General features: G+C 40.8%; 23 protein-coding genes. 16 read left to right on the forward strand and 7 right to left on the reverse strand.

The window, feature by feature from the left end; translation table 11 throughout:
• Positions 1-396 precede the first annotated feature (396 nt).
• A complete protein-coding gene (locus L2747_RS07520) occupies positions 397-1,629 on the reverse strand; it encodes a multidrug effflux MFS transporter (RefSeq protein ID WP_248998457.1) in 1,233 nt (410 codons plus the stop codon).
• A gap of 663 nt (positions 1,630-2,292) precedes the next feature.
• Complete coding sequence (locus tag L2747_RS07525) at positions 2,293-2,646, reverse strand: hypothetical protein (RefSeq protein ID WP_248998458.1); 354 nt, start codon at positions 2,644-2,646, stop codon at positions 2,293-2,295.
• A 248-nt stretch (positions 2,647-2,894) separates the two neighbouring features.
• Between L2747_RS07525 and L2747_RS07530 the strand changes: the two genes are divergently transcribed.
• Complete coding sequence (locus L2747_RS07530) at positions 2,895-3,647, forward strand: Nif3-like dinuclear metal center hexameric protein (protein WP_248998459.1); 753 nt, start codon at positions 2,895-2,897, stop codon at positions 3,645-3,647.
• 111 nt (positions 3,648-3,758) lie between these two features.
• On the opposite strand, the gene metG is transcribed toward L2747_RS07530, so the two are convergent.
• A complete protein-coding gene (gene metG / locus L2747_RS07535; RefSeq protein WP_248998460.1) occupies positions 3,759-5,798 on the reverse strand; it encodes a methionine--tRNA ligase in 2,040 nt (679 codons plus the stop codon).
• A gap of 160 nt (positions 5,799-5,958) precedes the next feature.
• Here metG and apbC point away from each other — a divergent pair, with 160 nt between their 5' ends.
• The 9 genes from apbC to L2747_RS07580 are packed head-to-tail and all read left to right on the forward strand — an operon-like array spanning position 5,959 to position 12,737.
• Entirely contained in the window at positions 5,959-7,074 is a 1,116-nt protein-coding gene (gene apbC / locus L2747_RS07540) for an iron-sulfur cluster carrier protein ApbC (protein WP_248998461.1), read from the forward strand.
• Positions 7,075-7,085: 11 nt separating this feature from the next.
• A complete protein-coding gene (udk, locus tag L2747_RS07545) occupies positions 7,086-7,724 on the forward strand; it encodes a uridine kinase (RefSeq protein WP_248998462.1) in 639 nt (212 codons plus the stop codon).
• Between the two features lie 9 nt (positions 7,725-7,733).
• Positions 7,734-8,114 carry a hypothetical protein gene (locus tag L2747_RS07550; protein ID WP_248998463.1) on the forward strand — a complete coding sequence of 127 codons (381 nt, stop codon included), beginning with the start codon at positions 7,734-7,736 and terminating at the stop codon, positions 8,112-8,114.
• Positions 8,114-9,013, forward strand: a complete 900-nt coding sequence (pabC, locus tag L2747_RS07555; RefSeq protein ID WP_248998464.1) for an aminodeoxychorismate lyase — start codon at positions 8,114-8,116, stop codon at positions 9,011-9,013. The genes L2747_RS07550 and pabC overlap by 1 nt, the downstream gene beginning before the upstream one ends.
• Entirely contained in the window at positions 9,010-10,017 is a 1,008-nt protein-coding gene (gene mltG / locus L2747_RS07560; RefSeq protein ID WP_248998465.1) for an endolytic transglycosylase MltG, read from the forward strand. Before pabC ends, mltG begins: the two co-directional genes overlap by 4 nt.
• Positions 10,014-10,652, forward strand: coding sequence for a dTMP kinase (tmk, locus tag L2747_RS07565; protein WP_248998466.1), 639 nt, complete (start codon positions 10,014-10,016; stop codon positions 10,650-10,652). The genes mltG and tmk overlap by 4 nt, the downstream gene beginning before the upstream one ends.
• Before the next feature lies 1 nt (position 10,653).
• Positions 10,654-11,571, forward strand: a complete 918-nt coding sequence (gene holB / locus L2747_RS07570) for a DNA polymerase III subunit delta' (protein ID WP_248998467.1) — start codon at positions 10,654-10,656, stop codon at positions 11,569-11,571.
• Between the two features lie 5 nt (positions 11,572-11,576).
• A complete protein-coding gene (locus L2747_RS07575) occupies positions 11,577-11,903 on the forward strand; it encodes a PilZ domain-containing protein (RefSeq protein ID WP_248998468.1) in 327 nt (108 codons plus the stop codon).
• A gap of 45 nt (positions 11,904-11,948) precedes the next feature.
• Positions 11,949-12,737: a TatD family hydrolase gene (locus L2747_RS07580; protein WP_248998469.1), complete on the forward strand. Its 789-nt coding sequence runs from the start codon at positions 11,949-11,951 to the stop codon at positions 12,735-12,737.
• Between the two features lie 273 nt (positions 12,738-13,010).
• Here the strand turns inward: L2747_RS07580 and rsmF are convergent, their stop codons facing one another.
• Positions 13,011-14,444, reverse strand: a complete 1,434-nt coding sequence (rsmF, locus tag L2747_RS07585; protein ID WP_248998470.1) for a 16S rRNA (cytosine(1407)-C(5))-methyltransferase RsmF — start codon at positions 14,442-14,444, stop codon at positions 13,011-13,013.
• Between the two features lie 59 nt (positions 14,445-14,503).
• On the opposite strand from rsmF, the gene L2747_RS07590 reads away from it, so the two are divergent.
• Positions 14,504-15,730 (forward strand): nucleoside recognition domain-containing protein, encoded by a 1,227-nt coding sequence (locus tag L2747_RS07590; protein ID WP_248998471.1) that lies wholly within the window; start codon positions 14,504-14,506, stop codon positions 15,728-15,730.
• 224 nt (positions 15,731-15,954) lie between these two features.
• On the opposite strand, the gene L2747_RS07595 is transcribed toward L2747_RS07590, so the two are convergent.
• The 3 genes from L2747_RS07595 to L2747_RS07605 are packed head-to-tail and all read right to left on the reverse strand — an operon-like array spanning position 15,955 to position 19,820.
• The gene (locus tag L2747_RS07595) at positions 15,955-18,582 is read right to left on the reverse strand and encodes a PqiB family protein (RefSeq protein ID WP_248998472.1); all 2,628 of its coding nucleotides are present in this window, start codon (positions 18,580-18,582) and stop codon (positions 15,955-15,957) included.
• Positions 18,560-19,201 carry a paraquat-inducible protein A gene (locus L2747_RS07600; RefSeq protein ID WP_248998473.1) on the reverse strand — a complete coding sequence of 214 codons (642 nt, stop codon included), beginning with the start codon at positions 19,199-19,201 and terminating at the stop codon, positions 18,560-18,562. Before L2747_RS07600 ends, L2747_RS07595 begins: the two co-directional genes overlap by 23 nt.
• Complete coding sequence (locus L2747_RS07605; RefSeq protein ID WP_248998547.1) at positions 19,188-19,820, reverse strand: paraquat-inducible protein A; 633 nt, start codon at positions 19,818-19,820, stop codon at positions 19,188-19,190. Before L2747_RS07605 ends, L2747_RS07600 begins: the two co-directional genes overlap by 14 nt.
• Before the next feature lie 185 nt (positions 19,821-20,005).
• On the opposite strand from L2747_RS07605, the gene L2747_RS07610 reads away from it, so the two are divergent.
• The 5 genes from L2747_RS07610 to pepN all read left to right on the forward strand — a co-directional run bounded on the left by L2747_RS07610 (position 20,006) and on the right by pepN (position 26,477).
• Positions 20,006-20,296, forward strand: coding sequence for a YebG family protein (locus tag L2747_RS07610; RefSeq protein WP_248998548.1), 291 nt, complete (start codon positions 20,006-20,008; stop codon positions 20,294-20,296).
• 86 nt (positions 20,297-20,382) lie between these two features.
• On the forward strand, positions 20,383-20,838 hold the full coding sequence (locus tag L2747_RS07615) for a GAF domain-containing protein (protein WP_346347777.1): 456 nt from the start codon (positions 20,383-20,385) through the stop codon (positions 20,836-20,838).
• A gap of 286 nt (positions 20,839-21,124) precedes the next feature.
• Positions 21,125-21,763 carry an RNA chaperone ProQ gene (gene proQ / locus L2747_RS07620; RefSeq protein ID WP_248998475.1) on the forward strand — a complete coding sequence of 213 codons (639 nt, stop codon included), beginning with the start codon at positions 21,125-21,127 and terminating at the stop codon, positions 21,761-21,763.
• A 33-nt stretch (positions 21,764-21,796) separates the two neighbouring features.
• Positions 21,797-23,842 (forward strand): carboxy terminal-processing peptidase, encoded by a 2,046-nt coding sequence (gene prc / locus L2747_RS07625; protein WP_248998476.1) that lies wholly within the window; start codon positions 21,797-21,799, stop codon positions 23,840-23,842.
• 73 nt (positions 23,843-23,915) lie between these two features.
• Complete coding sequence (pepN, locus tag L2747_RS07630; RefSeq protein ID WP_248998477.1) at positions 23,916-26,477, forward strand: aminopeptidase N; 2,562 nt, start codon at positions 23,916-23,918, stop codon at positions 26,475-26,477.
• Positions 26,478-26,543 lie beyond the last annotated feature (66 nt).

Genomic DNA, 26,543 nt, shown 5'->3' on the forward strand with positions numbered 1-26,543 from the left:
ACGGTAATCTTCGCTCACGAAATGCCATAATAATCTTAGGAAAAATTATCGTTTGCAAAATATTGCTCGGCAAACATTCAATATGAATGTATTTTCATCATATAAAACCCAAAAGTTATTTCAAGCGATTTTAGACAAAAACTGTTCTGGTTGAAGAATATTCATTATTGAATAGGGAATAGTATATAAAAGCAGCGACAACGGTTCGGAGAACTCTGTGAATTTGGCCGACTTAGGTATTGGGGATTAAACCACTAAGCATTAGTGACTTAATGCTTAGTGGCTGGTTGCTGTCGATTATGAGTGCAGAGATTGCTTGCTTTGCTTGATGCAAAGCTCATGAGCTTATCATGATTAAGGAGCAATACTGCTTAATTGGTAATTTAGCATGTAATGTTACTCTTCGATAATCACAGCCGCTGGTTCATGCCGACTCATGAATTGACATAAACCCACGAGTATTACTGCCGACAACATTAGTGCCGAAAATGGTACCGCTGTACCAGTATAAAATAGCGCCAATAACGGACCTGCTAATGCACCAAATCCAAAGCGTAATGTACCGATAACGGCAGTTGCAGTACCGGTTTCTTTTTGAAATTTCATTAATACAATGGCGTCAGCATTTACCGACATGACTCCTAAACAAGCCATTAGTGGAAGTAACATGGCAACCGTAAACATGTAGTTAAGGCTTAATAGATTAACGGTTAACAGCGCAATACCGGCAATGGCACCAAAAAAGGTTGCTACCTTTAACATGCGTTTGGAGCCATAGCGACCAACAATCCGACTATTAACAACGTTTGCGAGCATTAATGCGCCGACGTTAGTACTAAATAGTATGGCAAAAAGTGATTTATCTAAACCGAATACTTCCATATACACAAATGGTGAAGCGGTTAGATAACAAAAGAAAGCAAAAGAAGTTAACACACCACTGGCAATGTTTAGCTTCACGCCTTTTTTGGTAAACACTGTGGCATAAGCACCAAAAAATGTTTGAGTACTGCGATTACTATTGTCTTTATCGCTCGGCATTTTAAGTTTAAGGCTGACCAAAAGTAATAATACAAACGCATAGAAAGCCAAAATAAAGAAGATTAAATGCCAGTCACCTAGCTCTAGGATTAGACTACCGATACTTGGGGCAATTAAAGGTGCCAACATCATAATCAGACTAACGTAAGACATACCTTTTGCGGTATTTTTACCGTAAAGTTCCTTGATATACCCTGGTACGACAACAGTTGCTGCTGCGCCGATAAATGCCTGAATAAATCTGATTGCTAAGAAGCTCTCTATTGTGGTGACAAAAGCTAAGCTTAAACTTGTGAACATAAAACCGCTAAGGCCGATTAGCACTAACCTTTTTCGTCCAAATCTATCGGCTAGAGGACCGAAGCACAGCATACCTAATGCGTAACCGCCTAAATATAAACTTAGCGATTGTTGCACTAAAGTAATATCGGTATTGAAGCTCGTAGCTAGGGTTGCCATTGCGGGTAGATACATATCAATGGCAAGGGGAGTGATAGCCACAATTGCAGACAGCATTGGGATCAGGAGGGCGAGGCTGGCACCAAAAGGATATTTCTGCTTGCTTTGACTATTGGGAGAATTGTTCAACGGTACCTCAACGACTAAATACTGCGACTTTTTGTAGCAATGGTGATTTAATTTGTGATTGTTACAGACGAATATTTGCGGTTATAGCAACTATATTTGCAGATAAGGTCAAATAAGCGTTTAACGGTGTTAATGCTAGATCTGTTGGTGCTTACATTGCCGACTAAACGAGGTAATGCTCTATTTAGTGAATGAAAGGAACACTGTAAATGTATTGATTATTTTCAGTGTCAGATGCAAATATATTAGCGTTTTAAACAAAATTATCAATCTTAAATCCGCGTTATTTTTAACCTATTGATGAGCAATTTGTAAGTAAAAGCGTTGGAGAGTTTAAAACGTCGAAGTGAGCCCTGAATCGGTGCTAGAGTTTTTATTCTAATTTTTGTTCATTAGTTACAACGTATTCAGGTCATATATTTTCTATTTCGAACAGCTTTGTAGCGGTCGAATCTCTCATAGACTGATTCGCTTACATTGCAAAAAAGTGAGAATCGAAGCTGTGATATTGCAGGTAAAATTTATGTACCAGTATTACGAGATTTTACGTAGCAGAGTTAGACCTATAAAGTAAAAAACTCCGCTACGCTGTAACGGAGTTTTTATTGAGTGCTTTTAAATATCATCACATTGGCAAAATGCGATTGATTTTATCTATAAAAATTAAAAGCCGCGTGGCAGTTGGCCTTTACCTGCAAGCTTTTCACGCCAAAGTTCTTTAGGTGTTTTACCTGCTTGATTACCACTGCTTTTAGCAACAGGAGCAGCTTTCTTAGCTGGCGCCTTTTTTGCTGCAGGTTTAGCCGCAACCGCTTTTTTCTCAGTTTTAGCTTCAACAGGCGTAGTTTCACCGCCAACTTCCGCTAACATCGCTTCTAAATCACTAAAGCGTAAAGACTTACCGCCATCGATTTTGTACCAGCTACCTTTCTGTTCAACTTTAACAGCTTGGCCATCACGCGCAGTAAGCGCTGCCTCAAGAGTGCTGATAACTTCTTCTTTGGTCAGTTTTGACATAATAATAACCTGTTTATTTTTGTGTGTACTTAAAGGTTTGAACTGATTTTATCGTTTAATGTACCGTAAAGTCCAATTTTAGGCGTATTTGACTGTATTTCTATGATGTTTTTAACCTTTTTAAGTAATTTGCGAGGAAAAAAACATCGATTGTTAATAACAGTAGCAAAATCCAAAGCTGGTGACTTAACTGTCTATTTACACTAACAATAGGTTAAAATACGTTTTTTGCTATTCTCGGTGGATTTATGACTCGGACCGAATTAGGCCAATATTTGGCAAATTTTTTACAACTCTCTAATTTCAAAGACTATGCGCCCAATGGCTTACAAGTTGAAGGTAAGGAAGAAATTAATACCATAGTGACAGGCGTTACAGCATGTCAGGCATTGATTGATGCTGCCATAGAGTTAAACGCTGACGCAATTTTAGTGCATCATGGCTTTTTCTGGAAAAGTGAGCCTGAAATCATTGTTGGTATGAAGCAAAAACGCATTAAGGCTTTATTAGTTAATGATATTAATTTGATGGGTTATCACTTGCCATTAGATGCTCACCCAGTTGTAGGCAACAATGCGCAGTTAGCAAAAGTGCTGGATATTGTAGAAGCTGAAGTGATTGAAGGTGTTGCTCAAGGTTTAATTTGGCAAGGTAAACTTGCTCATCCGTTAAAAGCTAAAGCTTTTAATGAATTTATTTCGCAAAAACTTAATCGAAATTGCCAACATTTAGGTGATGAAAATGCACTGGTCTCGACTGTTGCCTGGTGTACTGGTGGCGCACAGGATTATATTGATGTAGCTGCCAGTATGGGAATTGATGCTTTTATCAGTGGTGAAGTGTCTGAGCGTACATATCACTGTGCGGTTGAGCAGGGGATCCAATATTATGCAGCGGGTCATCACGCCACTGAGCTATATGGTATTCAAGCATTAGGTGAGCACTTGGCTGATAAATTTGGTCTAGAGCATCACTTTGTCGACATCGTTAACCCTGTTTAATTAGCCACTATGTGACTATGTCGAAGCAATGACCAAAATTAATAATTGTTTCAGTAATAAAAAAGCCGCTTAAATAGCGGCTTTTTTGTTTAATGTATTAAGTAAAAGGGCTTACTTCACTTTCATACCTGGCTGAGCACCTTCGTGCGGCTCCATGATCCAAAGATCTTTACCGCCAGGGCCTGCTGCCAATACCATACCTTCAGATACACCGAAACGCATTTGACGTGGCGCAAGGTTAGCGACCATAACGGTTAGCTTGCCTTCTAGATCTTCTGGCGCGTAAGCAGACTTAATACCAGCGAATACTTGCTTAGTTTCGCCGCCTAAATCTAGCTCAAGACGTAATAGCTTGTTGGCTTCTTTAACGTGTTCAGCTTTGGCGATACGTGCAATGCGCAGATCAATCTTAGCAAAATCATCAAAGCTGATCTCATCGCTAATAGGATCTTGCTCAAGCGGGCTCTTAACCTCAGCTTTAACTTCAGGCTCTGCTGTTACTTGCAAGTTTTCTGTTGATGCTTCGATAATGGCTTCAATGCTCTTCATCTCAACACGCTGCATTAATGCTTTAAACTTAGCTATCTCGTGGCCAGCCAGATCAACGTCTAGGTTGTCCCACTTAAGCTCCATTTGTAAGAAGGCTTCAACATCTTGCGCAAGCTTTGGTAATACAGGCTTTAGATAAGTCACTAATATACGGAATAAGTTAAGTGCATTACTACAAACCTGATGCGCTTCTTCTTGCTTGTCATCTTCTTTGATTAACTGCCAAGGCGCCGAATCTGCAACATATGCGTTAGCAATGTCTGCTAGCGTCATAATTTCACGCATAGCTTTGCCGTATTCACGGGTCTCATAGAAGTTAGCAATGCTTTCTTGTTTCGCTAAGAAGCTTGTTGTCAGGCTAGTGTCGTTAATCTTCGCTAGTTTGCCGTCAAAACGCTTGCTGATAAAGCCTGCTGTGCGTGATGCCAAGTTGACTAGTTTACCAACTAAATCGGAGTTAACGCGTTGTGCGAAATCTTCAAGGTTTAAATCAAGGTCGTCAATTCTGCTGCTAAGTTTAGCGGCGTAGTAATAACGAAGATACTCAGGATCTAAGTTATCAAGGTAGGTACGCGCTTTAATAAAGGTGCCTTTAGACTTTGACATCTTAGCGCCATTAACAGTGACATAGCCGTGCGCATAAACACTAGTAGGCTTACGTAGACCTGCCCCTTCAAGCATTGCTGGCCAGAACAGACTGTGGAAATAAACAATGTCCTTTCCGATGAAGTGGTAAACTTCAGCTGTTGAATCTTTGGCCCAGAAATCCTCAAAATTTAGGTCGTCGCGCTTGTCACAAAGGTTTTTAAATGAACCCATGTAGCCGATAGGGGCGTCTAGCCAAACGTAGAAAAACTTGCCCGGTGCATCTGGAATTTCAAAACCAAAGTAAGGCGCATCACGAGATATATCCCACTGCTGCAAACCTTGCTCAAACCATTCACCTAGCTTGTTAGCCATTTCTTGTTGTAATGAACCAGAGTTGATCCACTCTTTCAACATGCCTTCAAAAGCTGGCAGATCAAAGAAGAAATGCTCAGTATCTTTCATTATTGGCGTAGCACCAGATACGGCAGACTTAGGATTGATCAAATCTGTTGTACTGTACGTCGCGCCGCAGTTATCACAGTTATCGCCATATTGATCTTCAGACTTACAGCGTGGGCAAGTACCTTTAACAAAACGGTCTGGCAGGAACATTGACTTTTCTGGGTCAAATAGCTGCGAGATAGTTTTAGTTTTGATATAACCATTGTCGCGCAGCTTGATATAGATGTCGCTAGCAAGTTGACGGTTTTCATCGCTGTGAGTGCTGTGGAAGTTGTCAAACTGAATATTGAAGTCAGCAAAGTCTTTCTCGTGTTCAGTTTGAACTTGAGCGATCATTTCTTCAGGAGTAATTCCCAACTGCTGTGCTTTAAGCATGATTGGCGTGCCGTGAGCATCGTCAGCACAGATATAATGACATTCATGTCCACGAAGCTTTTGAAAACGTGACCAGATATCGGTTTGAATATACTCCAACATATGACCTAAATGGATAGGACCATTTGCATATGGAAGGGCACTTGTGACTAGGATTTTACGTTGTGAATTTGCCATCTTTTCTCAAAATCGCTGGGAACCAAATTGGAATGGCATAGATACTAACCGATCCTATGCATAGTTTCATCAAAAGCTCGCACAAGTGGATTAAATCTAGACTAATGTTTGCCAGAATATCTGGTACAATTGCGCAAATCTTATTTAGGGGGTCTGCATTTTGTCTTCAACACATCCAAATTATCATCTTGATGATGCTCTACTCAGCCAAGTACTAGCAATTCTTGATACGTTTCAAGACACGTATCTGAACAAAAGTTTGCTTAGCGCGGGCATGGTTACAAAACTTGCTATCGAAGGCAAGCGACTGCAGCTAGGGTTATGCTACTCATACCCGTGTCAAACTCAGTATCGCGACATCGTAATGGCAGTGACCAAAGAGCTAGCGGTATTGGATGCGATTGATGAAGTAGAATGTGAAATCGATTTCCAACCTGAAACAGTATCGGCTATCAGCGCCGTTGAGCCACTGCCAAATATCAAGCAAGTCATTGCAGTTGCTTCAGGTAAAGGTGGTGTGGGTAAATCTACAACTGCAGTAAACCTAGCGCTAGCATTAGCAGCAGAAGGCGCTAGTGTAGGTATATTAGATGCCGACATTTATGGTCCATCAATCCCTATGATGTTGGGTGTTGAAGATTTCAAGCCGGTATCACCAGATGGCAAGATCATGACCTTTGCTCCGGCACATGGTATTGCAGCACAGTCGATAGGCTTTATGCTAGATGGCGATCAAGCTGCAGTATGGCGCGGCCCAATGGCGGCAGGTGCGCTAGTACAACTACTTACCGAAACTGATTGGCCAGAACTGGATTACTTAGTGATTGATATGCCACCAGGAACTGGTGATATCCAGCTTACTTTGTCGCAAAAAGTGCCAGTAAGTGGTGCCGTAATCGTTACAACACCGCAAGATATTGCGTTGGCTGATGCTAAAAAAGGCGTGAGCATGTTCCAAAAAGTTAACATCCCTGTATTGGGTATTGTTGAAAACATGAGTTTCCACTTATGTCCTGAGTGTGGTCATAAAGATCATCCATTTGGCGCAGAAGGTGGCCAGAAAATGGCGACTCGCTATAACGTTCCGCTACTTGGGCAATTACCGCTACAGCTTAATATCCGTGAAGATGTAGATAAAGGTACACCTACTGTAGTGGCTGACGAATCAAGTCAAGTCGCTGGTATTTATCGTGAAATCGCTAGAAAGGTCGGGGCACAGCTTGCGTTATGTCAAGCACAGCCTAAAGTATCAATTAGCATGTCTGATGACGAATAAGGTCTATTTAAATGAATTCTAAAGATTGTGTTGTAATTGGTATTGCTGGCGCATCAGCATCGGGTAAAAGTTTAATCGCAAAAACGATTTATGAAGAGCTTTGCCGTGATTTAGGTACAGACCAAATCGGCGTGATTGCAGAAGATGCTTATTACCGTGACCAAGGTCATTTGTCTATGGACCAGCGTGTACTTACAAATTACGACCATCCAAAGGCTTTGGACCACGAGTTATTGTGCAGCCACCTACGTGAGTTAAAAGCCGGCAATGCAGTTGATGTGCCTGTATATAGTTATAACGAACATACCCGTACTGATCAGAAAGTAACACTAACTCCTAAGAAAGTGATTATTTTAGAAGGGATCTTGCTACTGACAGATCCAGCTCTTCGTAAAGAGATGGATGCGTCAGTATTTATGGATACTCCGCTAGATATCTGCTTTATGCGTCGTTTATCTCGCGATGTAGCTGAGCGCGGCAGAACAATGGAATCAGTGATGGTGCAGTATACCGAGACTGTACGCCCTATGTTCCTTCAGTTCATTGAGCCATCTAAACAATACGCTGATATCATCGTGCCACGCGGTGGCAAAAACCGTATTGCTACAGATATCTTGAAAGCACGTATTCAGCATTTATTAGCGAAATAGCGCTATTAAATGAGGCATAGGGGACAAACTGCAATTAAGGGGTTAGGGAATACAGTTATTGCTGGCAGCTTTCATGGAGTCGCGGCTATTCAGGCGCCTTGGCTAAAACCTAAGCTGGCATGTGATAAAGCTGTTGACGCTGGATTGACTCAATTATGTCAGATTGCTAATTTGTTATTTCAAGCTAGTGTTCCTTATATTTATTCGAGCTCTTTAATTGATGTAAGACCCTGTGAGCTAATCACAGCCATTCGCCAAATGAATGCTGCTGAACAAAAGCATTCATTTGCGGATTTTGAGCCACTCAGACTTGCTATTGTGCTAAATTATGTGGCATTACCCGTTGATATCGTGCGTTGGCGAGATAGCCTATTCAGCAAGGAGCATTAATGGCGCAAGTTTGGGTAAATGGAGAAATCGATATAGGCGTCAGCCCTTTAGATAGAGGGCTAGCCTATGGCGACGGTTTATTCGCAACGATGCGTGTAAACCAAGGTCATATTTTATTTCTTGATGAACATATGGAGCGTCTTACTCAAGGCGCTTTTCGTTTAGGTTTTAGCTGGACACCTTCTGCTGCTCTTTACTCGCATTTAACCTCTTTAGCCCAGGCTAATCCACAGTCTTGCATTAAGTTAATCTTGTCGCGAGGTGTTGGAGGCAGAGGCTATGGTGTCGAGCTTAATCGAGTTAACCAAGCCTTTACTCAGTATGATTTATCTAATGCAGAAAAATCAGACTCTAAGCATGAAACTGCAAGCAATAACTCACTGGATGTCACTGAAGTTATTTCATTAAGTGTATTACCTGAACACTACCAAACTTGGCAACAACAAGGCATTTGTCTTGCGCGTTCTGAAGTCCTATTAGGTAAACAGCCAAAACTTGCAGGTATAAAGCACTGTAATCGATTAGAACAAGTATTAATTAAGTCGGCCGTACTACCCCATGGTTACCAGGATTGGTTGGTGCTTGATTCAAGTAACAATATGATTGAATCATCGATGGCAAATATCTTTTTTGTTATCGAGGATAAGATTGTGACACCAAGAATAAGCCATGCAGGTGTGGCTGGTATGATGCGTGAACAATTGATTTATCAACTTTTAAGCAGAGGTTTTAAGGTAGAAATAACAGATATTGATTACGATAAGTTAAGCTCGGTGAAGCATGCATTTATCAGTAACAGTCTTTTTGGATTAGTTGATGTAGTCGCTATCGATAGATTTACCTTCGAACGTGCGGTTTGGACATCAAGTTTAAGAGAACAGCTCAGTCTGATATTATGAAAAAAATTATAATAAGCCTATTTGCAAGTCTATTTACCTTATTAACCATTGGCGCAATGTCGCTTTATTGGGGTTATCAAATGCTGTTGGATTATGGTCAGCAGCCAATCAATGTGACCGAAGCACAAGAGCTAACCGTTAAACGAGGAACGACATTTAATCAGTTTATTTCTGTTTTAGAATCTACCGATCTCATTAAAGACGGTTGGAAACTAAAGTGGTTGGTTCGTTTAAAGCCTGAACTTGCCCATATCCGTTCCGGTTTATATGAGATTACACCGAGCGATAACATTGACAGCCTTTTAGCTAAAATCGTCGGCGGTAAAGAGAAATCGTTTGGCGTCACACTGCTAGAAGGCCAGACCGTCAAGGAGTGGCGCCAGGTATTAGCGACGCAAGATAAGCTGGTTATGCAAGCAGACGTGTTTCAACAAATCTTGCTAGATAATGGCGATGACAGTGGCTTGCCAGAAGGCAAGTTTTTTCCTGACACTTATCATTACCCAGCTGGTAGCAGCGAAAAAGCGCTGCTGAATAAAAGCTATCTAAAAATGCAGCAGGAACTTGAGCAAGCATGGCAAGGGCGTCAAGCTAACTTACCGTTAAAGTCTGCCTATGAGTTGCTTATCTTAGCGTCCATTATTGAGAAAGAGACCGGTAAAGCGAGCGAGCGTCCATGGATTGCTGCTGTCTTTGTTAATCGTTTGCGTAAAGGCATGCGTCTGCAAACTGATCCCACGGTAATTTACGGCATGGGTGACAGGTATAACGGCAATATTACTCGTAAAGATCTGCGTGAAACGACCGCATTTAATACTTACAGAATTAATGGTCTACCACCAACACCTATAGCAGCGCCAAGCTTAGCGGCAATAAAAGCTGCCGCGCATCCTGCCGATGTTGATTACTTCTATTTCGTATCGCGAAATGATGGTAGCCATGTATTTTCAAAAACACTGACCGAACATAACCGTGCAGTGAACAAATATCAGAGAAACCGATGAAAACACCAAGCGAACACTCGGCCAAGTTTATTGTCATTGAAGGACTTGAGGGCGCCGGCAAATCTAGTGCTATTGCACTGGTGAGAGATTTTATAGAAAAGCATACTGGTCAAGCACCTATTTGTACTCGTGAGCCTGGCGGTACGCCTTTGGCGGAGCAGATGCGTGATTTAGTCAAAGTGGCAAATGAAACCGATCCATTATGTGATGAAGCCGAATGCTTGCTTTTCTATGCAGCTAGAGCGCAATTGGTTGCCAATGTTATTAAACCAGCACTTGCGAAAGGCGAATGGGTTTTAGGTGATAGACATAATTTGTCTTCGCTAGCATATCAGGGCGGAGGTAGAGGGCTTATGCCTCTAGTTTCAGCAATTAGTGATGCAACCTTAAAAGGTTTTAAACCTGATCTGACTTTGTATTTAGATATTGACCCTAAGCAAGGTTTAGAGCGCGCTGCACGTCGCGGCGAGCTAGATCGTATTGAGCAGCAAGAAATTGAATTCTTCGATCGCGCACGAGCAACGTTTTTAGCCTACGCAAATGCAGATGATTCAATAAAAATTATCGATGCGAGCCAGAGCATGTCTGAAGTACATAAAGATATCATTGCACTGTTACAAGAGCAGAGCTGGTAATATGGCCCAGCTTCCTTGGTTACACCAGCCTTTAGAGGCTTTTTGTTCCCTGTTAAAGACTAAACGTATAGGCCATGCTTACCTTGTGGCTATGGACATGGGTTATGGTGGTGAGCAATTAACACTAGCGCTTGCTAAATCATCATTATGTACTGCGGTTGGCTATGCTGGGAGCTGTGGATTTTGTAAATCGTGTCAGCTTGTTGAAGCCAATAATCACCCCGACTTATATCGAGTTGAAGCTGATGGTGCACAGATTAAAGTGGATCAAATCCGTACACTTTGCCAAAAGCTAACCACTACGCCCCAGCAAGGTGGTCGCCGTATTGCATTTATTTTAAATAGTGAGCGCTTAAATCAGGCGTCTGCTAATGCATTACTTAAAACACTGGAAGAGCCAGGTAAAGACACAATATTGTTTCTACAGGCTAATTCACCGAGCCGATTATTATCAACGATCAGTAGTCGTTGTCAAAGACTACATTTAGAAATTCCCGCTAAATCAGTAGTTAGGCAGTGGTTGCATCAAGAGTTGCAAATTAGTGAGGATGTTACTTGGTGCTTACCAGTAGTTGGTGGACCTTTAGCAGTCATTGAGGCCGTTGAAAGCGGGCGAGAGCAGCTGCTCGTATCTTACCGAAAAGCTTGGTTGCAAAGTTTGTCGTCTGGGCTGCTGTGTGATAGTTTAATAAATGTTAATGAAAAGCAAGTTTCTGATGCACTTAAAGTTTTATATCTAGTCGTGCATAGGATCTTGGTGAAAAAACAAGAAGTGGACCCTTTGACTCGAGTGGCATTAGCCAACTTTGCAGGCAAAATCATGCAAGTCGAAACACGCTTATCAGTAATGCCAACTGTTAATTCGTTAGCATTATTTGAAGGGTTAACCATTGAATATCGCCAGCTAATGAGCCAATAAACCCTATGAGTAATCTTGTCGTTAAATTTGAATCTTTACAGCAGCTTTATCGTGCCTATATGCCTTTTATCAAGCCTATGGGAATGTTTGTTACAAGCGCAGAAAGCTTTAATCTTGGACAAGAAATAAATGTGTCTTACTTATTGCCAAATAGCAGTGAAAGGCATGAGTTTACCGGTTCTGTAGTTTGGATAAACCCAATGGGCGCGTCTGGCGGCCGTCCTGCAGGTATTGGAGTTAAAGTGTTGACCGATCCAGACTTTCATAAACACCATATTGAGCAGATGCTTTCACATGAGCTTGCCTCCGGGGATTTGACCTGCACTATGTAGCTGGGTAGACTTGCAGTCCTTTTTGCTGTTTGTTGGGTTTTCTCAGTGCTTATCGATTCACATTGTCATTTAGACCGTCTTAAAACCGCGCCAGATCAGGCCTCACTTCAAGAAATTATTGCTGCTGCTAAAGCACGTGATATTGCATATTTTTTATGTGTAAACGTTCGTCAGCAAGGATTTGCTGATATGAAGCAGAAAATGGCGCCATTCAATGAAGTCTTTTTATCTGCGGGAGTACACCCTTTAGATGTCCAAGACGGTCTTAATATTGAAGAAGTTGAACAGTTTGCTCGTGATGAGAAAGTTATCGCGATTGGCGAAACGGGTCTTGATTATTTTTATGCGAAGGAAACTAAAGCATTACAACAGCAATGTTTTGAGCAACAGATAGATCTGGCTGTTAAAGTGAAAAAGCCATTAATCATCCATACTCGTGACGCGCGAGAAGATACGATTAATTTTTTAAAGCGTGGTAATGCGGAAAGTGTTGGTGGTGTATTGCATTGCTTCACGGAAAGCTGGGAAATGGCCAAAGAAGCGCTCGATCTTGGTTTTTATATCTCAGTGTCAGGAATCGTCACATTTAAGAACGCCGGCGATTTACGCAACGTGATCAGAAAAGTTCCTAAGGATCGTCTACTCGTTGAAACAGACTCACCGTATTTAGCACCTGTACCGCATCGTGGTAAGGAAAATCAACCGGCTTTTGTGCGTGATGTAGCAGAGTTTGTTGCTGAGTTACGAGGAGAAAAGTACCCAGAACTTGCACAGTACACGACTGAGAATTTTTTCAACTTATTTAAAGATGCGGCTCGTTTAGCGGGTCGTTAGTACTTGCTAGAGCCAAATTAGAGACAAAAAAAGACCCAAAACTATTCCAATTGTTCTGGGTCTAGGGGAATGGCTCACTAGGAGCCGTGCGCTACTGTTGATACCGCATAGGTAAAATTTTACAGCTGCTTAGTTCGGTAATCTTTAGTTATTCTGAGCAGCTAGTCTTAAACTGATGTTATACAGTGTAGACCAGCTTTTTTATTTGTGGGTGGTTATTTTTGTGTCAACATCATCCAAATGTAACTTTTTATGTATTTATGCACTAAAGTTTTATAGATAAAGGGCTATCTTATCTTTAACTAAGTCTCTAGGGAGGTTGTTTTTTAATTTATTACCTAAGTGCTTTGCAACCCCAAGTGGATTCGCTGCATAACTGACAATTACTTCACCCTGTGGTTTTACTCTTTCAGCAAGGCTAATATCACGTCCCATCAAAAACTCTTTTGCCTGCTCATCGCTAAGTTCTATTTGGGTTGGAGACGATAAAGCTAAGATCGCTTCGTGGCGAACTTTATAGCCTTTTTTCAATGCATCCGCGAGTTTGATCCCAATGCGTTGGAAGCGCATTTTTCCAATAAGCGGCAATACAGCTTGAGGGAATAACCAAAACTCGAGATCTCGCTCCATTATCTGTGCATCATCAGGTATATCGATATTGAAAGCCTCTTTAAAATACAGCACAAGTTCTGCAACTTGTTTTGCTTTCGCGGCAGTAAACGGGAAGTTCTTTTGTTTTCTTGGTTCATCTTGTTGGCGTTCAACCTTTGAAACCTTGTTTATTTTTGCGACAAAAAAACCTTCACTATCATAAATTTGTGGCCAAACGTGTAAGAACCCCTCTTTTGTACAGGCCTTTTCTGCATTGGGGAATAGCTTCTCTAAACTAGCAAACTCTACAGCATTACCGAAAGTTGTTTTTAAGTGGTTACAGACGTCTTGGTTTTCTTGGCGACTTAGTGCACAAGTTGAATAAACCATGTTTCCGCCAACCTTTAATGCTAAAAATGCCGATTCAATCAATGCTTTCTGGGTTGCAACTATGCCTTTATTCTCATTGTTATCCCAATTTTTCAGTGCGTCAGGGTCTTTGCGGATAGTACCTTCACCGCTACAAGGTGCATCTAACAAAATTGAATCAAAGGTTTCAAAAAGATATTCACCAAACACTCTTGCATCGAAGTGAGTAAGAGCGCAGTTTGCGACACCCATTCTGGCTATATTGGCATGGAGTACTTTGACACGGCTAGCAGAATATTCATTAGCCACTAACAAACCTTTGTTTTGCATTAGCCCTGCAATTTGAGTTGTTTTAGAGCCAGGGGCTGATGCCATATCAAGTACTACAGGATCTGTTTGTACTTTTATATTTTGGCTATTTTCATTTTTAAACAATGCGGTTGGCGGCAGCATCGAACTCGCTTCTTGGATGTAAAACAAGCCTTGCAAGTGCTCTATCGTGTTGCCAAGTTGAATCTTCTGGCTATTGGTGATCCAAAAACCTTCTGCACACCAAGGTATAGAGTCAAACTGCCAACCTTTTGGTGTCATTAGTTTGATAAAATCAGTGACGCTAATTTTTAAAGTATTCACCCGAATAGAAAGACGCAGTGGCTGATTGCTATAAGCAATAAAGTCTTCCATAGAAAGGTGATCTGGGAGTTCGCGTTCGATACTGTCGAGGAAATTCTGATTAAAATGAGCCATATGTCGAAGATAATGCGGTAAAGTATCAGGATTATAACAGATTAAAAGAGATTCATTGCGTGCTAAATAAGATCTGGTTTGGCTTTTTTGCTACCGCATTAGTGGCGATACTAGCCCAAGTGTTTACCGGCCATACTCAAGTTCTGTCTGAAAGCGTGACAGCCATTTTTTCAAGTTCGAAACTAGCGGCTGAGATTGCACTTGGTTTAGTGGGAGTTCTTTCTTTGTGGATGGGCTTAATGCGAGTTGGGGAAAAAGCTGGTGTCGTTGCACTTTTTTCGCGCTTATTTGAGCCGCTATTATCGAAACTCATGCCTGAAGTACCAAGAGGCCATCCCGCATACGGTAGTGTGACCATGAATCTAACTGCAAATATGTTGGGGTTAGATAATGCTGCGACGCCCTTAGGGCTAAAAGCAATGCAAGATCTACAAACGTTAAACCCAAATAAACACGTAGCAACTAATGCGCAGATCTTATTTTTAGTGCTTAACACCTCTTCGATAACTTTAGTCCCTGTCACGGTGTTTTTATATCGCGCTCAACAAGGTGCAGCAGCACCAGCAGATATCTTTTTACCTATATTGTTAGCGACAACAGCATCAACTTTGGCTGGGCTAACGATAGTTGCACTCGTGCAACGGTTATCACTATTTAACGCTGTAGTTTTGGGCTATGCCGGCGTTATATTATCTTCGATTATTGGCCTGGTCTTTTATCTCAGTACTCTCACTGTGACCGTAATAGGCGAGGTGAGTACTGCACTCGGTAACGGGATCTTGCTGCTGCTTATCTTTAGTTTTGTTTTAGTCGCAGGCGTGCGTAAAGTGGCCGTTTATGATGAGTTTATTGAAGGGGCTAAGGAGGGCTTTTCACAATCAATTAAACTCATTCCGTATTTATTGGCAATGCTGTTAGCTATAGCATTATTAAGAGCATCAGGTGCTTTAGATTATTTACTGCAATTGATCGCTAGCGTGGTTGCTGTAGCAGGTGGTGATGTGCGTTTTGTAGATGCTATGCCTACCGCGATTATGAAACCTTTTAGCGGTTCAGGCGCACGAGCTATGATGTTAGAAACCATGCAACACTATGGGGTAGATTCTTTTGCCGGCCGATTAGCAGCCATATTGCAAGGTAGTACAGAAACCACATTTTATGTATTGGCGGTATATTTTGGTGCGGTTGGGATCCGTAATGGACGTCACGCATTGGCTTGTGGTTTATTTGCGGACTTAGCGGGAATTATTGCTGCAATACTTGTTTGTTATCAATTCTATGGTTAATCGCCTGCCTTGGTAATTGTCAATTAACATTGCTCTATAACGTCAGTAGCTTAAATTTCGAACACAATACGAGGCTTACTAAGGTAAGCTAATTATTTGAATGGTTATATTCATGACTGATATGGGATTAGTGGATAATTTACCGTTTTAGAAAGGCATATAAAAAACGAGGCATTTGCCTCGTTTTTTATGTTTTGATTAACAGCCGTTTTAACTGGAACTCATTAGTTTTGACTTGTTTGTATAGGAGACCAATTCAACCAAGCAGGATCGATTTCACTATTTAATATAAAAGTCTGCTTGCTAGTAAGCTCATTGGTTGAAGTGGTTGTCGCTTGTGTTGCTACTGCAATCCCGCCTGCTAATATAGTTTCTAAAGAGCCTGTTTCTATCTGCGCTCCAGAGAAAATTCCGACGTCGACCTTCACTCCTGAAAGATCCCAAAACACGCTAGTCTGATTGATTAGATGCTTATATTTATTTTCTACATGAGCTTGCATCAACACTCCTGTACCTTGCTGTGATAGCTCGTATGCATCAACTTGACCGATTTTTATACCTCTAAAAAATATTCCTGTACCGGACTTTATTGAGCCTAGTGAGCTATCTGATAAAGTAAATCTCAGTTCATTTGCTTGGGTATAAACAGGCTTTTCAATCGTACCGATAAACTCTGATGAAGTTGTTACACTATGTCCTGGGTAGACTTCTATGTAAGGGCCGCTAATTAAGGTCTCTGGTGCAGTTATTCCCGCAAGCGAGATATCGGCAGTAACAACAGAGTATGCTGCATCTTGTTGGACAAAATTAGCTGCGTACTCCCCATATAAGTATGCGTTAACGTTCAATTTATTAAGGTCTGCACCCAAGGTTACAGTTTCTACTTCACCGACTTTATGCCCTAGATATCTGATAGGTGCTTTGCTTGTTAATTGTACCGTTGCTGGGAAGGTAAGCTTAATTGGCTTGGCTTGACTCATCGCTAATAACTTAGACTCATATAGGCTGGTTGAGTTAACGACTTTGCCTTGCTCAAGTAATCCCAAACTGATGCCACCTTTTAGTGCACCCATCAAAGGAGCGACTTCCACTTCAACACCACTTAAACTCGCGTTAATTGATAGCGCGCTATTACGCCAAAATACAGTTTGCTCGTTAAGCAGACTTTTAAAGGTACGTTCTATGGCAATATCAATAGCAAAGTTGTTCTCAGCGGCTTGCCATTGTACTGAAGTGACTTCACCTATTTGCATTTTCTTATAATAAATTGGCGAGCCAGCAACGAGATCCGCAGCGTCTTGGTTAATTAAGCGTTTTTTGATTAAATGCTGTTTGCTATAAAACACCTTGGCATCTTCACTGCTAGCAAATACGTATAGTGAGTCGCCGTCAGTCGCAAGGGCTTTATTTGTTCCTCTAACTAAGCTTAATGCACCATTTGTTAGTGTATTAAAATCGTTCGTTTTTACCTTTACACCATCTAAATTTGCATCGATTTTTAATGCCGACTCTGCAATGAAATGGCTATTTTTACTGACTAACTCGGCAAAATCTGCAGCGATTTCGACTTGATATTCAACCTGAGTAAAAGCATCGTTTAATTTTGCGCTCAGTACTTGACCAATCTTTATTTGCTTATAGCGAATTTCTGCTCCAGCACTAACTCCAGGATTAGAATCTGAATGCAAAGTTACCAGTAATTTGCTGATATTTTTGGGCTCTGGTGCTTGAGTCAATAGTTGATATTGTTGTTTAGCTGGGCCTGAACCTGGAACAAAGTTTATAACATTGCCAGTAATCAAACGTTCTGGATGTTTGATACCTGATAGCGAAATATCAGCGCCTTCGAGCCAAAAGTTTGCACTTTCAGTCAAGAGTTCTTGATACATGCTATCGATTTTAGCGTCTAATAAGATGCCATTATCACTTAAAGATTTTTTGGTTACTTGGCCAATCTGTATGCCACGATATACAATCGAAGTATTTTGAGATACAGATTCGCTTCCGTTAGCGATTAGCTCAAATTGAGTGCCACCTAGCGCGTCATCTTCACTATCATATAGTGCAAACTCATGATTGTTTTGAGCAAGTGTTGAACCGCTATTAGAGCTAAAGCTAATACCGCCAGCCAGGAGCGACGCTAAACTCTCGCTGCTAACTTTAATTCCTGATAATGAAGCATCAACACTAATGCCTGATACATTCCAAAATTGTGAATCGATTTTCACAAGCTCTGCATATTGCTGTTGGATAAAGGCGGTAACTAGGATCTGCTCGGCATTCTCAAGATGATAACCAACAATTTGGCCAACTGGGATTTGTCGATAAAATACTGGCGAACCCACATCTAAGGAGCCTAATTTATCTGAGGTAATATTAACTATTAGGCCTTCTACGCCCGGGGTAATGACTGGCGCTTTAGTCTCGGCTTCAAAGTAGGTTTCTGACTTTCCTTCACCGGGTAAAATACTGATGTAATTGCCCGAAAAAAGCGTATCTAAGCCTTCAACACCAGTAATCGTGGCTTTGGGTTTGACCAACCAAAACTTTGTACCTTGATTAATAAAAGGCTCTGAACGATAGTCCATAATCACTTTTACATCGACGCCCTGTAGTTGGTCGTCAATACTCATATCAACCACTTTACCAACAGTTAACCCTTGGTATTTTACTAAGGTTTTACCTATGTCCATACCCGTAGCACTAGGGAAATGGATTGTGACTTCAATACCTGACTCACGAATGCTTTTGACACCGAGCCAAGCACCGAGTGCCAGTGCAATAATAGGTAATAACCAAATCGGTGAAAATAGTTTTTTCTTGACGATTTTAGGTGTTTGTACTTGAGTCATTTTTTGCTTCCAATCTATCCCAGAGTAAACGGGTATCTATGACTTTTGCAGCGAGCTGCGTGAGTAAAATTACTAAGGCAAACGCTGTTGCAGCTGGGGCAGGTTTTGCATCTAACAATTGTCCCATATTAACCACTGCAACAGTCAGTGAAATCACAAAAAGGTCGAGCATTGACCAGCGTCCAATCCATTCAATAATATGAAAACCAGTCATTAACTTCTTTTTTGAAATAGGTAATTTAAAGGTAATTGCTGATAAATAAATGGTTAAACCAACAATTTTTAAAATTGGTACCAAGATACTCGCAGTAAATAAAATGATGGCAATAGGGATCATATCAGTTTTAACTAAATGGGCGATCCCTGAAAAAATGGTGTCTTGTGTTACACGACCTTGATTAGTCAATGTCGTTATTGGATAGATATTAGCTGGAATGAGTAGGACTGCAGCAGTGATGAGTAGTGCCCAGCTTTTTTGCACACTGGCGTAGTCACGAATAATTAATGGTGCATCACAGCGACTGCATGTCCTAGATTTGCAACAAGTCACCTTATTACACGTTTTGCATAAGGTTAAACCAATGTCTTTTCCCAACGGGCCGCCACTATTTATGCTCATCAAGAAAACTCCACATGTGTTCCAAATCGTATTCCCGCATTAAAAACAGCGTCATAATAAATAGCATAGTAAAACAGAACGTACCGAAGCCAAAAGATACTGTCGCGAAGTCGGCCAAATTGAAAGCTGCGACTAAAAAACTGATAACGTAAATTTCAAGCATTGTAAGCTGGGTTAACAATCCTTGCATTTTTAATAATTGTTTTAAGGTTGTTCTTAACATCATTGACGTTAGTCCGAACTTGATAATGAGGATCTGACTTAATATAGAGATTAATAATAACCCTGGTGCAACAACGGCCGAGATTAAAACAGCTACTCCAACGAGCCAGTAACCTTGGTAGTAAACGGCTAATGCGCCTTCTAACACGGTCGTGGTTCTCATGCTGCCGAGAAATTCAAGTTCCAACACGGGATATAAATTAGCAGGTGCAAAAAAGAATACGGCAGTTAAACATAGAGCTAGCATACCGTTTATAGAGCAATAAGGAGTATCGTAAAGCGGGGTATGGCAACGAGGGCATAGCGCACGCACACCGCTAGGCAATGCACGCTTCCTAATCACAAGATCACACGATTGACATAATGTAATACTACAATCTTCGGTTTCCATTCCCATCCGTTTTGTATTCAAGTGGACAATACCTACGTTGATTTCAATGCAAATCATGGCTTTTGACACGTATGCTTTTGAAAATATTGAGCCATTAACCACAGAAGTTTATCAGATAATCAAGAAAACTTGCATAAGAAGTTCAATCTATGAGACTCTTTACTGTATATAAAAACAGTGTGAGGTTGGATATGGCCGTTGTAACTCAATTTGTAGTGGTTAGAGAAGGGGTTGAAAAGATGACTTTTACATCTAAAAAGGAGGCTGATGCCTACGATAAGATGCTAGATATCGCTGACAATCTGATTCCATTTTTATCTAAAAGTGAACTTGACTTAGCCGAGAACGATATTGAAAAGTTAGGTTTTTTCCTTGCTCAACATAAAGATGATTTACAAGTTTTGTTAAAAGGTGGTTCGTTAGATAAAAAAGTGACGCCTAAAAAAACACCAAAAAAAACCGAGAATAAAGAGCCTAAATAAAACCGCTTGAACAAATGACTCTGTTTGTTGTTAGAATGCTGCAATTATATTTTAGCTTTAGATGAACTTGTTGGGGATTGTTAAAGGTGAATGATTTTTACGATACGTTGAATAGACAGGTCCAGGCGTTGTTCGAAGGTGAAGATGACATCGTTGCGGCGCTTGCTAATTTTTCAGCATTATTAAATGACAATATGACAGATCTAAATTGGGTCGGTTTCTATTTATTGAAAAATGATCAATTGGTACTCGGGCCGTTCCAAGGTAAAGTGGCTTGCACGCGTATCCCTATTGGAAAAGGCGTGTGTGGAACAGCGGTCGCTATGAATATCAGCCAGCGAATAGATGATGTTCACCAGTTTGAAGGTCATATAGCATGTGACAGTGCAAGCAATTCGGAGTTGGTTGTACCGCTAAGAAAAAATGGAACTGTTATTGGCGTGCTCGATATTGATAGCCCATCGTTATCAAGATTCAGCGAAATTGATCAACAAGGCGTCGAAACTTTGGTTAAAAGTCTCGAAATCTGCCTATTTGGTTAAACTACGACCAATTATCGCTAATTGTAGGTCGCAATCATTTGAAGCCTCTCTATAATAAGCGGTTTGAGTAATGAAAAAACTAAACACTGACAATTCAGCAAATGAATGCATGGAGTTTAGGCTTTTATGTTGCTAAGGTAGGTTTGGTTTTAGAGTGTAAAAACAAATGTTAACGATTTTTCATTTGTGCTTTTAGCTCTGATCAGACAAATATAAACGACACATAAACTGAACTCAGCGATAGTGCTTATCAGTGGTGTCCCTTTTTTAAACTGTGGAAGTAAAGATGGAATCAACAGAAAAGTTGACCGATACCAACGCTATTCTTGCGTATTTGTACGAAACATTTCCTTTATGCTTTATAGCTGAAGGCGAAACTAAGCCATTAAAAATTGGTTTGTTTCAAGATTTAGCGGAAAGGTTAGCTGATGATTCTAAAGTCAGTAAAACTCAGCTGAGAATCGCATTAAGAAGATACACTAGCAGCTGGCGTTATTTAAAGTGCGTGAAAGCAGGCGCACAACGTATCGATTTAGATGGCAACGAATGTGGTGAATTAGAGCAAGAGCACATTGACCACGCGGCAGCTACACTAAAAGAAAGCCAAGATAAAGCGAAGGCTAAACGTCTTGCTCAAGCTAAGACTGCAAATCCAACAGCTAAAGCTGCTAAAAAACCAGCTAAGAAGCCTGTTGCTAAACGTCCTAAGCCTGCAGCAAGCAGCAAGCCTGCTAAAGAAGCGGTAGTGGCAGAGAACTTAACACCTGCAGTATTAGCTGAATTAAAAGCCAATCAGCGTGTTAACGTTAAGTTAGGTAAGGCACCAGTTGCTGGTGTGATTTTGGACATTAAGAAAGAAGATGTTCAGGTTCAACTAGACTCTGGTTTAACCATCAAAGTTAGAGTTGAGCACATACTGCTGTAATGGCTTAGAAGCATATAAAGGAGTAACTTGTTGATGCGAAAACTTTCTCTGGCTGTATCTATTGCCGGTATTTTTGTCGGATTCTCGGCATGGGCCGTAAGCCCTACTATTCAATTCAGCGAGTTGCCCGCTCTTAAGCAGGAACCGCAGCACAAAGTAGCCAGTAAACGTGTTACTGGTCTCTTCACTCGTTCACATTACCATCGTTTTGATATGGATGATGTGTTTTCTGAGCAAGTATTTGATCGTTATTTGAAGCAATTAGATTACCGTAAGAATGTTTTACTACAGTCTGATATTGATGGTTTCAAAGGCTATTCAACACAATTTGACGATATGCTAAAAAGCGGCGACTTGAATCAAGTTTACGCTATGTACGAGCTTGTTCAAAAACGTCGTTACGAGCGCTTTGTCTATGCATTATCTTTACTAGATGAAGAGATGGCATTTGACGTTGCGGGTGACGAATATGAGTACGATCGGAAAGAGGCGAGTTGGCCTAAAACTGAAGCTGAATTAAATGAGCTTTGGCGTCAACGCGTTAAATACGATGCGTTAAACCTTTCTCTAACGGGTAAAAACTGGGACGAAATTGTTGAAGTGTTAGAAAAGCGCTATAACAACGCAATTAAACGTTTAAGCCAGACCAAGAGTGAAGATGTATTCCAAGGCGTAATGAACGCGTTTGCTCGCACTGTTGAGCCACACACAAGTTATCTGTCACCACGAAACGCTGAACGTTTCCAGATGGAAATGAACCTAAGCCTAGAAGGTATTGGTGCCGTTTTACAAGTTGATGATGACTATACGGTAATTAAGAGCCTTGTTGCTGGCGGCCCAGCGGCTTCAAGTGAAAAATTATCGCCAGAAGATAGAATTATTGGTGTTGGCCAAGAAGGTAAAGAAATTGTTGATGTTATTGGCTGGCGTCTTGACGATGTTGTCGAGCTGATTAAAGGGCCTAAAGGCAGTAAGGTTGTATTAGAAATCTTGCCTAAGAAAGGCGGCACAAGTGCGAAAACATTTGAGCTAACAATTGTTCGCGACAAGATTCGTTTAGAAGATCGCGCAGCAACATCAAAAGTCATTGAACCTACAGAAGGTCCATACGCAAACCGTAAAGTAGGCGTAATTCAAATCCCTGGTTTTTATATGGATTTGTCTAAAGACGTTTCTAAAGAATTAGCAGAATTAAAAGAGGCCAAAGTTGAAGGGATCATTATCGACCTTCGTGGCAATGGTGGCGGTGCGTTAACAGAAGCTACACTTTTAACTGGTTTGTTTATTGAACAAGGCCCGGTAGTCCAAATTCGTGATGCCAATGGTCGTGTGACACAAAATCGTGATAACGATGGACGTGTTACCTATGATGGTCCGTTAACCGTAATGGTTGATCGTTATAGTGCTTCAGCATCAGAAATTTTTGCTGCGGCATTACAAGACTATGATCGTGCGTTAATTGTTGGTGAGTCGACCTTCGGTAAAGGTACTGTTCAGCAACATAAGAGCCTAGGCCGAATCTACGATATGTACGAAAAACCAATTGGCCATGTGCAATATACGATAGCAAAGTTCTACCGTATCAACGGCGGCAGTACACAGTTGAAAGGCGTAACGCCTGATATCCCATTCCCAAGTGCTTTAGAGCCTGGTGAGTATGGTGAAGCTGAAGAAGAAAACGCGTTGCCTTGGGATAAAGTACCTGTTGCACAATACGGCACATTGGGCGAAATTTATCCTCAACTGATTGCTAACTTAGATGGTAAACATAAAGACCGTATTAAGAGCGATGTTGAATTTGGTTATATTTTCCAAGATATTGCAGAGTTTAAAGAAAATCACGACGATAAAACTGTGTCATTGGTTAAGAGTGAACGTTTAGCTGAGCGTGACGATAACGACCAAAAGCAACTTGACAGAGCTAATGACAGGTTAGTACGGGAAGGTGAAGAGAAAGTGAAGTCATTGGACGACATCCCTGATGACGTTGAAGTCGCTGATGCGTTCTTAGATGAAACCGCATTTATTACTCTGGACTTAGCTGATATTGAAAAGCTAGCCAAGAACCAACAAAAGTAAGATTGACTCAATAAAAAAACGCGCTTAATGCGCGTTTTTTTTAATCAAAAATTAATAAGAAAGAGGTTTATTCATGTCCCAGCCACAAGCTAAATTCCTCAAAGATTACCAAAAACCACTATTTCAAATTAGTCATATTGATTTAGACTTTTCCTTGGCTCAAGCGCAAACCCAGTTGATTGCGACAAGTAAAGTGATTCGTCATGGTACACATAGTGATGCGTTAGTATTAGCCGGTGATGATATTGAGTTACTCAGCGTTACAATTGATAACCAGTCTGTTGATTATATGCAGCGTGATGGCGAGCTTATTATTGAGACAAGCTTGAATGCATTTGAATTACAAATCATCACCAAATTAGATCCAGAGGCTAATACAAGTCTTGAAGGTTTATATATGTCCGACGGCGCATATTGCACTCAATGTGAAGCGGAAGGATTTAGACGTATTACTTACTTCCTAGACCGCCCAGATGTATTAGCTATTTACACAGTTCGTATTGAGGCTGATAAGCAAGCTTTTCCATTTCTACTGAGTAATGGCAATTTAGTTGACAGTGGCGATTCTAATGACGGTTTACACTTCGCTAAGTGGCATGACCCATTCCCAAAACCCGCTTATTTATTTGCATTAGTTGCAGGTGATTTTGATCTATTGGAAGACAGTTTTACGACTTGCAGTCAACGAGATATTAAATTGCAAGTATTTGTTGATAAGGGAAATTTAAATAAAGCTCACCATGCTATGGCATCGCTTAAAAAGTCGATGGCATGGGATGAAAGCCGCTTTAATTTAGAATATGACTTAGACATTTACATGATCGTCGCAGTTGATTTTTTCAATATGGGGGCAATGGAAAACAAGGGGCTCAATGTATTCAACACTAAGTTTGTTTTAGCAGATAAAGACTCAGCTACAGATGATGATTATCATGGTATTGAATCTGTTGTTGGTCATGAATATTTCCATAACTGGACAGGAAATCGAGTAACTTGCCGTGATTGGTTCCAACTAAGCCTTAAAGAGGGGCTTACTGTATTTAGAGATCAAGAGTTTAGTTCAGATTTGGGCTCTCGTGCAGTTAATCGTATTCATGCAATTAAAGTCATGAAGAACCAACAGTTTGCAGAAGACTCTGGACCTATGGCACACCCAATTAGACCAGAGTCAGTTATTGAGATGAATAACTTTTACACCGTTACCGTTTATAACAAAGGTGCTGAAGTTATTCGTATGATGCATACTTTGCTTGGAGAGAGTGGCTTTCAAAAAGGAATGGCATTGTATTTCGAGCGTCACGATGGTGAGGCTGTAACATGTGATGACTTTGTGGCGGCGATGCAAGATGCAAGTGGCATTGATTTAGCGCAATTCAAACGTTGGTATAGCCAAGCTGGCACGCCACAAATTGATGTACAGGAAGAGTACAACTCAGAGACTCAGTGTTATACATTGACCTTGCTACAGTCTACTCCGGACACGCCGGATGGTTCTGCTAAATTACCGCTGCATATCCCATTTGATATTGAGCTTATTGACGTTGCCGGCCAATCAATTGTTAATAAAGTCCTAGATTTTACGCAGGAGAAACAACAGTTTAATTTTGAAGGGCTAGAACAGAAACCTATTCCATCTTTACTGCAAAATTTTTCAGCTCCTGTAAAACTTAATTTTGAATATTCTGTTGAACAGTTAGTTCACATAATGCGTTTTGCTCAAAGCGAAGTCGCTAAATGGGAAGCTTCTGTAGCGTTATTTAGTCAATCCATTTGGCAAAATATAGAGCGTTTGCAGGCGCAGCAAGCGATGTTTATCGATCCAAGAATAGTTGATGCTTTTAAAGGGGTATTGTTAGCACAAGATCTAGATAAAGCCTTAATGGCGGAGATATTGACCTTAGCCAGCGCAGGCTCATTAATCGAACAAAATGATATCGTCGATCTAGATAATCTTAAAATAGCGCGAGAGTTTGTTGTACTGGAGATCGCCGCAAACTGCGAAGACGAGCTGCTAGTTATCGTACGCGAGTTAGCAGGTATTGATGATGCTGCAACACGAGCTTTGAAGAACGTTTGTTTGGCCTTATTGCTAAAAGTTGATAGTAATTATGCATCACTTGCTGAGCAGCAATATAACAATGCTGAAAACATGACTGATAGCTTAGCCGCCTTAAGCGCTTTGAATGGTGAATCTTCTGCTATTCGTGAGCAACTTATGGCTAAGTTTGAACAGAAGTGGTTGAAAACGCCATTAGTTATGGACAAGTGGTTAGGATTGCACGCGACATTCACTAACGACAATTGTATTGATAAGTTGAAATCTTTATTTGATCATGAAGCGTTTAGTTTTAATAATCCTAATAGAGTTCGCTCGTTAATTGGTATCTTTGCAGCAGCAAATACTTTTGAATTTCATCGTCATGATGGATTAGGCTATCAATTCTTAACGGATGCAATTATCAAACTTAATACTTTGAATCCACAAGTTGCCGCGCGGATCATAACGCCTTTAATACAATTTAAGAAATTTGATTTGGCGCGTCAGCAATTAATGATCAATGAGTTAAACCGAATTCTTACGGTCGATAATTTATCAAAAGATCTATATGAAAAAGTAACTAAGGCGTTAGTTTAGACGTTAGATTAGTCCTAGAGTCTCGACGTCCTGTCTTTTATATGCAGCGTCGAGACTAAACTATTT

It is taken from the genome of Shewanella marinintestina, assembly GCF_023283845.1.
Lineage (GTDB): Bacteria > Pseudomonadota > Gammaproteobacteria > Enterobacterales > Shewanellaceae > Shewanella > Shewanella marinintestina.

What these genes read in the sequence shown, in the direction of transcription:
- metG (WP_248998460.1), bottom strand. Translation starts at nt 5,798, where the DNA reads ATGGCAAATTCACAACGTAAAATCCTAGTCACAAGTGCCCTTCCATAT.
- L2747_RS07605 (WP_248998547.1), bottom strand. Translation starts at nt 19,820, where the DNA reads ATGGGAATGGAAACCGAAGATTGTAGTATTACATTATGTCAATCGTGT.
- L2747_RS07595 (WP_248998472.1), bottom strand. Translation starts at nt 18,582, where the DNA reads ATGACTCAAGTACAAACACCTAAAATCGTCAAGAAAAAACTATTTTCA.
- L2747_RS07525 (WP_248998458.1), bottom strand. Translation starts at nt 2,646, where the DNA reads ATGTCAAAACTGACCAAAGAAGAAGTTATCAGCACTCTTGAGGCAGCG.
- tmk (WP_248998466.1), top strand. Translation starts at nt 10,014, where the DNA reads ATGAAAACACCAAGCGAACACTCGGCCAAGTTTATTGTCATTGAAGGA.
- mltG (WP_248998465.1), top strand. Translation starts at nt 9,010, where the DNA reads ATGAAAAAAATTATAATAAGCCTATTTGCAAGTCTATTTACCTTATTA.
- prc (WP_248998476.1), top strand. Translation starts at nt 21,797, where the DNA reads ATGCGAAAACTTTCTCTGGCTGTATCTATTGCCGGTATTTTTGTCGGA.
- rsmF (WP_248998470.1), bottom strand. Translation starts at nt 14,444, where the DNA reads ATGGCTCATTTTAATCAGAATTTCCTCGACAGTATCGAACGCGAACTC.
- L2747_RS07530 (WP_248998459.1), top strand. Translation starts at nt 2,895, where the DNA reads ATGACTCGGACCGAATTAGGCCAATATTTGGCAAATTTTTTACAACTC.
- L2747_RS07550 (WP_248998463.1), top strand. Translation starts at nt 7,734, where the DNA reads ATGAGGCATAGGGGACAAACTGCAATTAAGGGGTTAGGGAATACAGTT.
- L2747_RS07610 (WP_248998548.1), top strand. Translation starts at nt 20,006, where the DNA reads ATGGCCGTTGTAACTCAATTTGTAGTGGTTAGAGAAGGGGTTGAAAAG.
- holB (WP_248998467.1), top strand. Translation starts at nt 10,654, where the DNA reads ATGGCCCAGCTTCCTTGGTTACACCAGCCTTTAGAGGCTTTTTGTTCC.
- L2747_RS07575 (WP_248998468.1), top strand. Translation starts at nt 11,577, where the DNA reads ATGAGTAATCTTGTCGTTAAATTTGAATCTTTACAGCAGCTTTATCGT.
- L2747_RS07600 (WP_248998473.1), bottom strand. Translation starts at nt 19,201, where the DNA reads ATGAGCATAAATAGTGGCGGCCCGTTGGGAAAAGACATTGGTTTAACC.
- proQ (WP_248998475.1), top strand. Translation starts at nt 21,125, where the DNA reads ATGGAATCAACAGAAAAGTTGACCGATACCAACGCTATTCTTGCGTAT.
- udk (WP_248998462.1), top strand. Translation starts at nt 7,086, where the DNA reads ATGAATTCTAAAGATTGTGTTGTAATTGGTATTGCTGGCGCATCAGCA.
- pabC (WP_248998464.1), top strand. Translation starts at nt 8,114, where the DNA reads ATGGCGCAAGTTTGGGTAAATGGAGAAATCGATATAGGCGTCAGCCCT.
- pepN (WP_248998477.1), top strand. Translation starts at nt 23,916, where the DNA reads ATGTCCCAGCCACAAGCTAAATTCCTCAAAGATTACCAAAAACCACTA.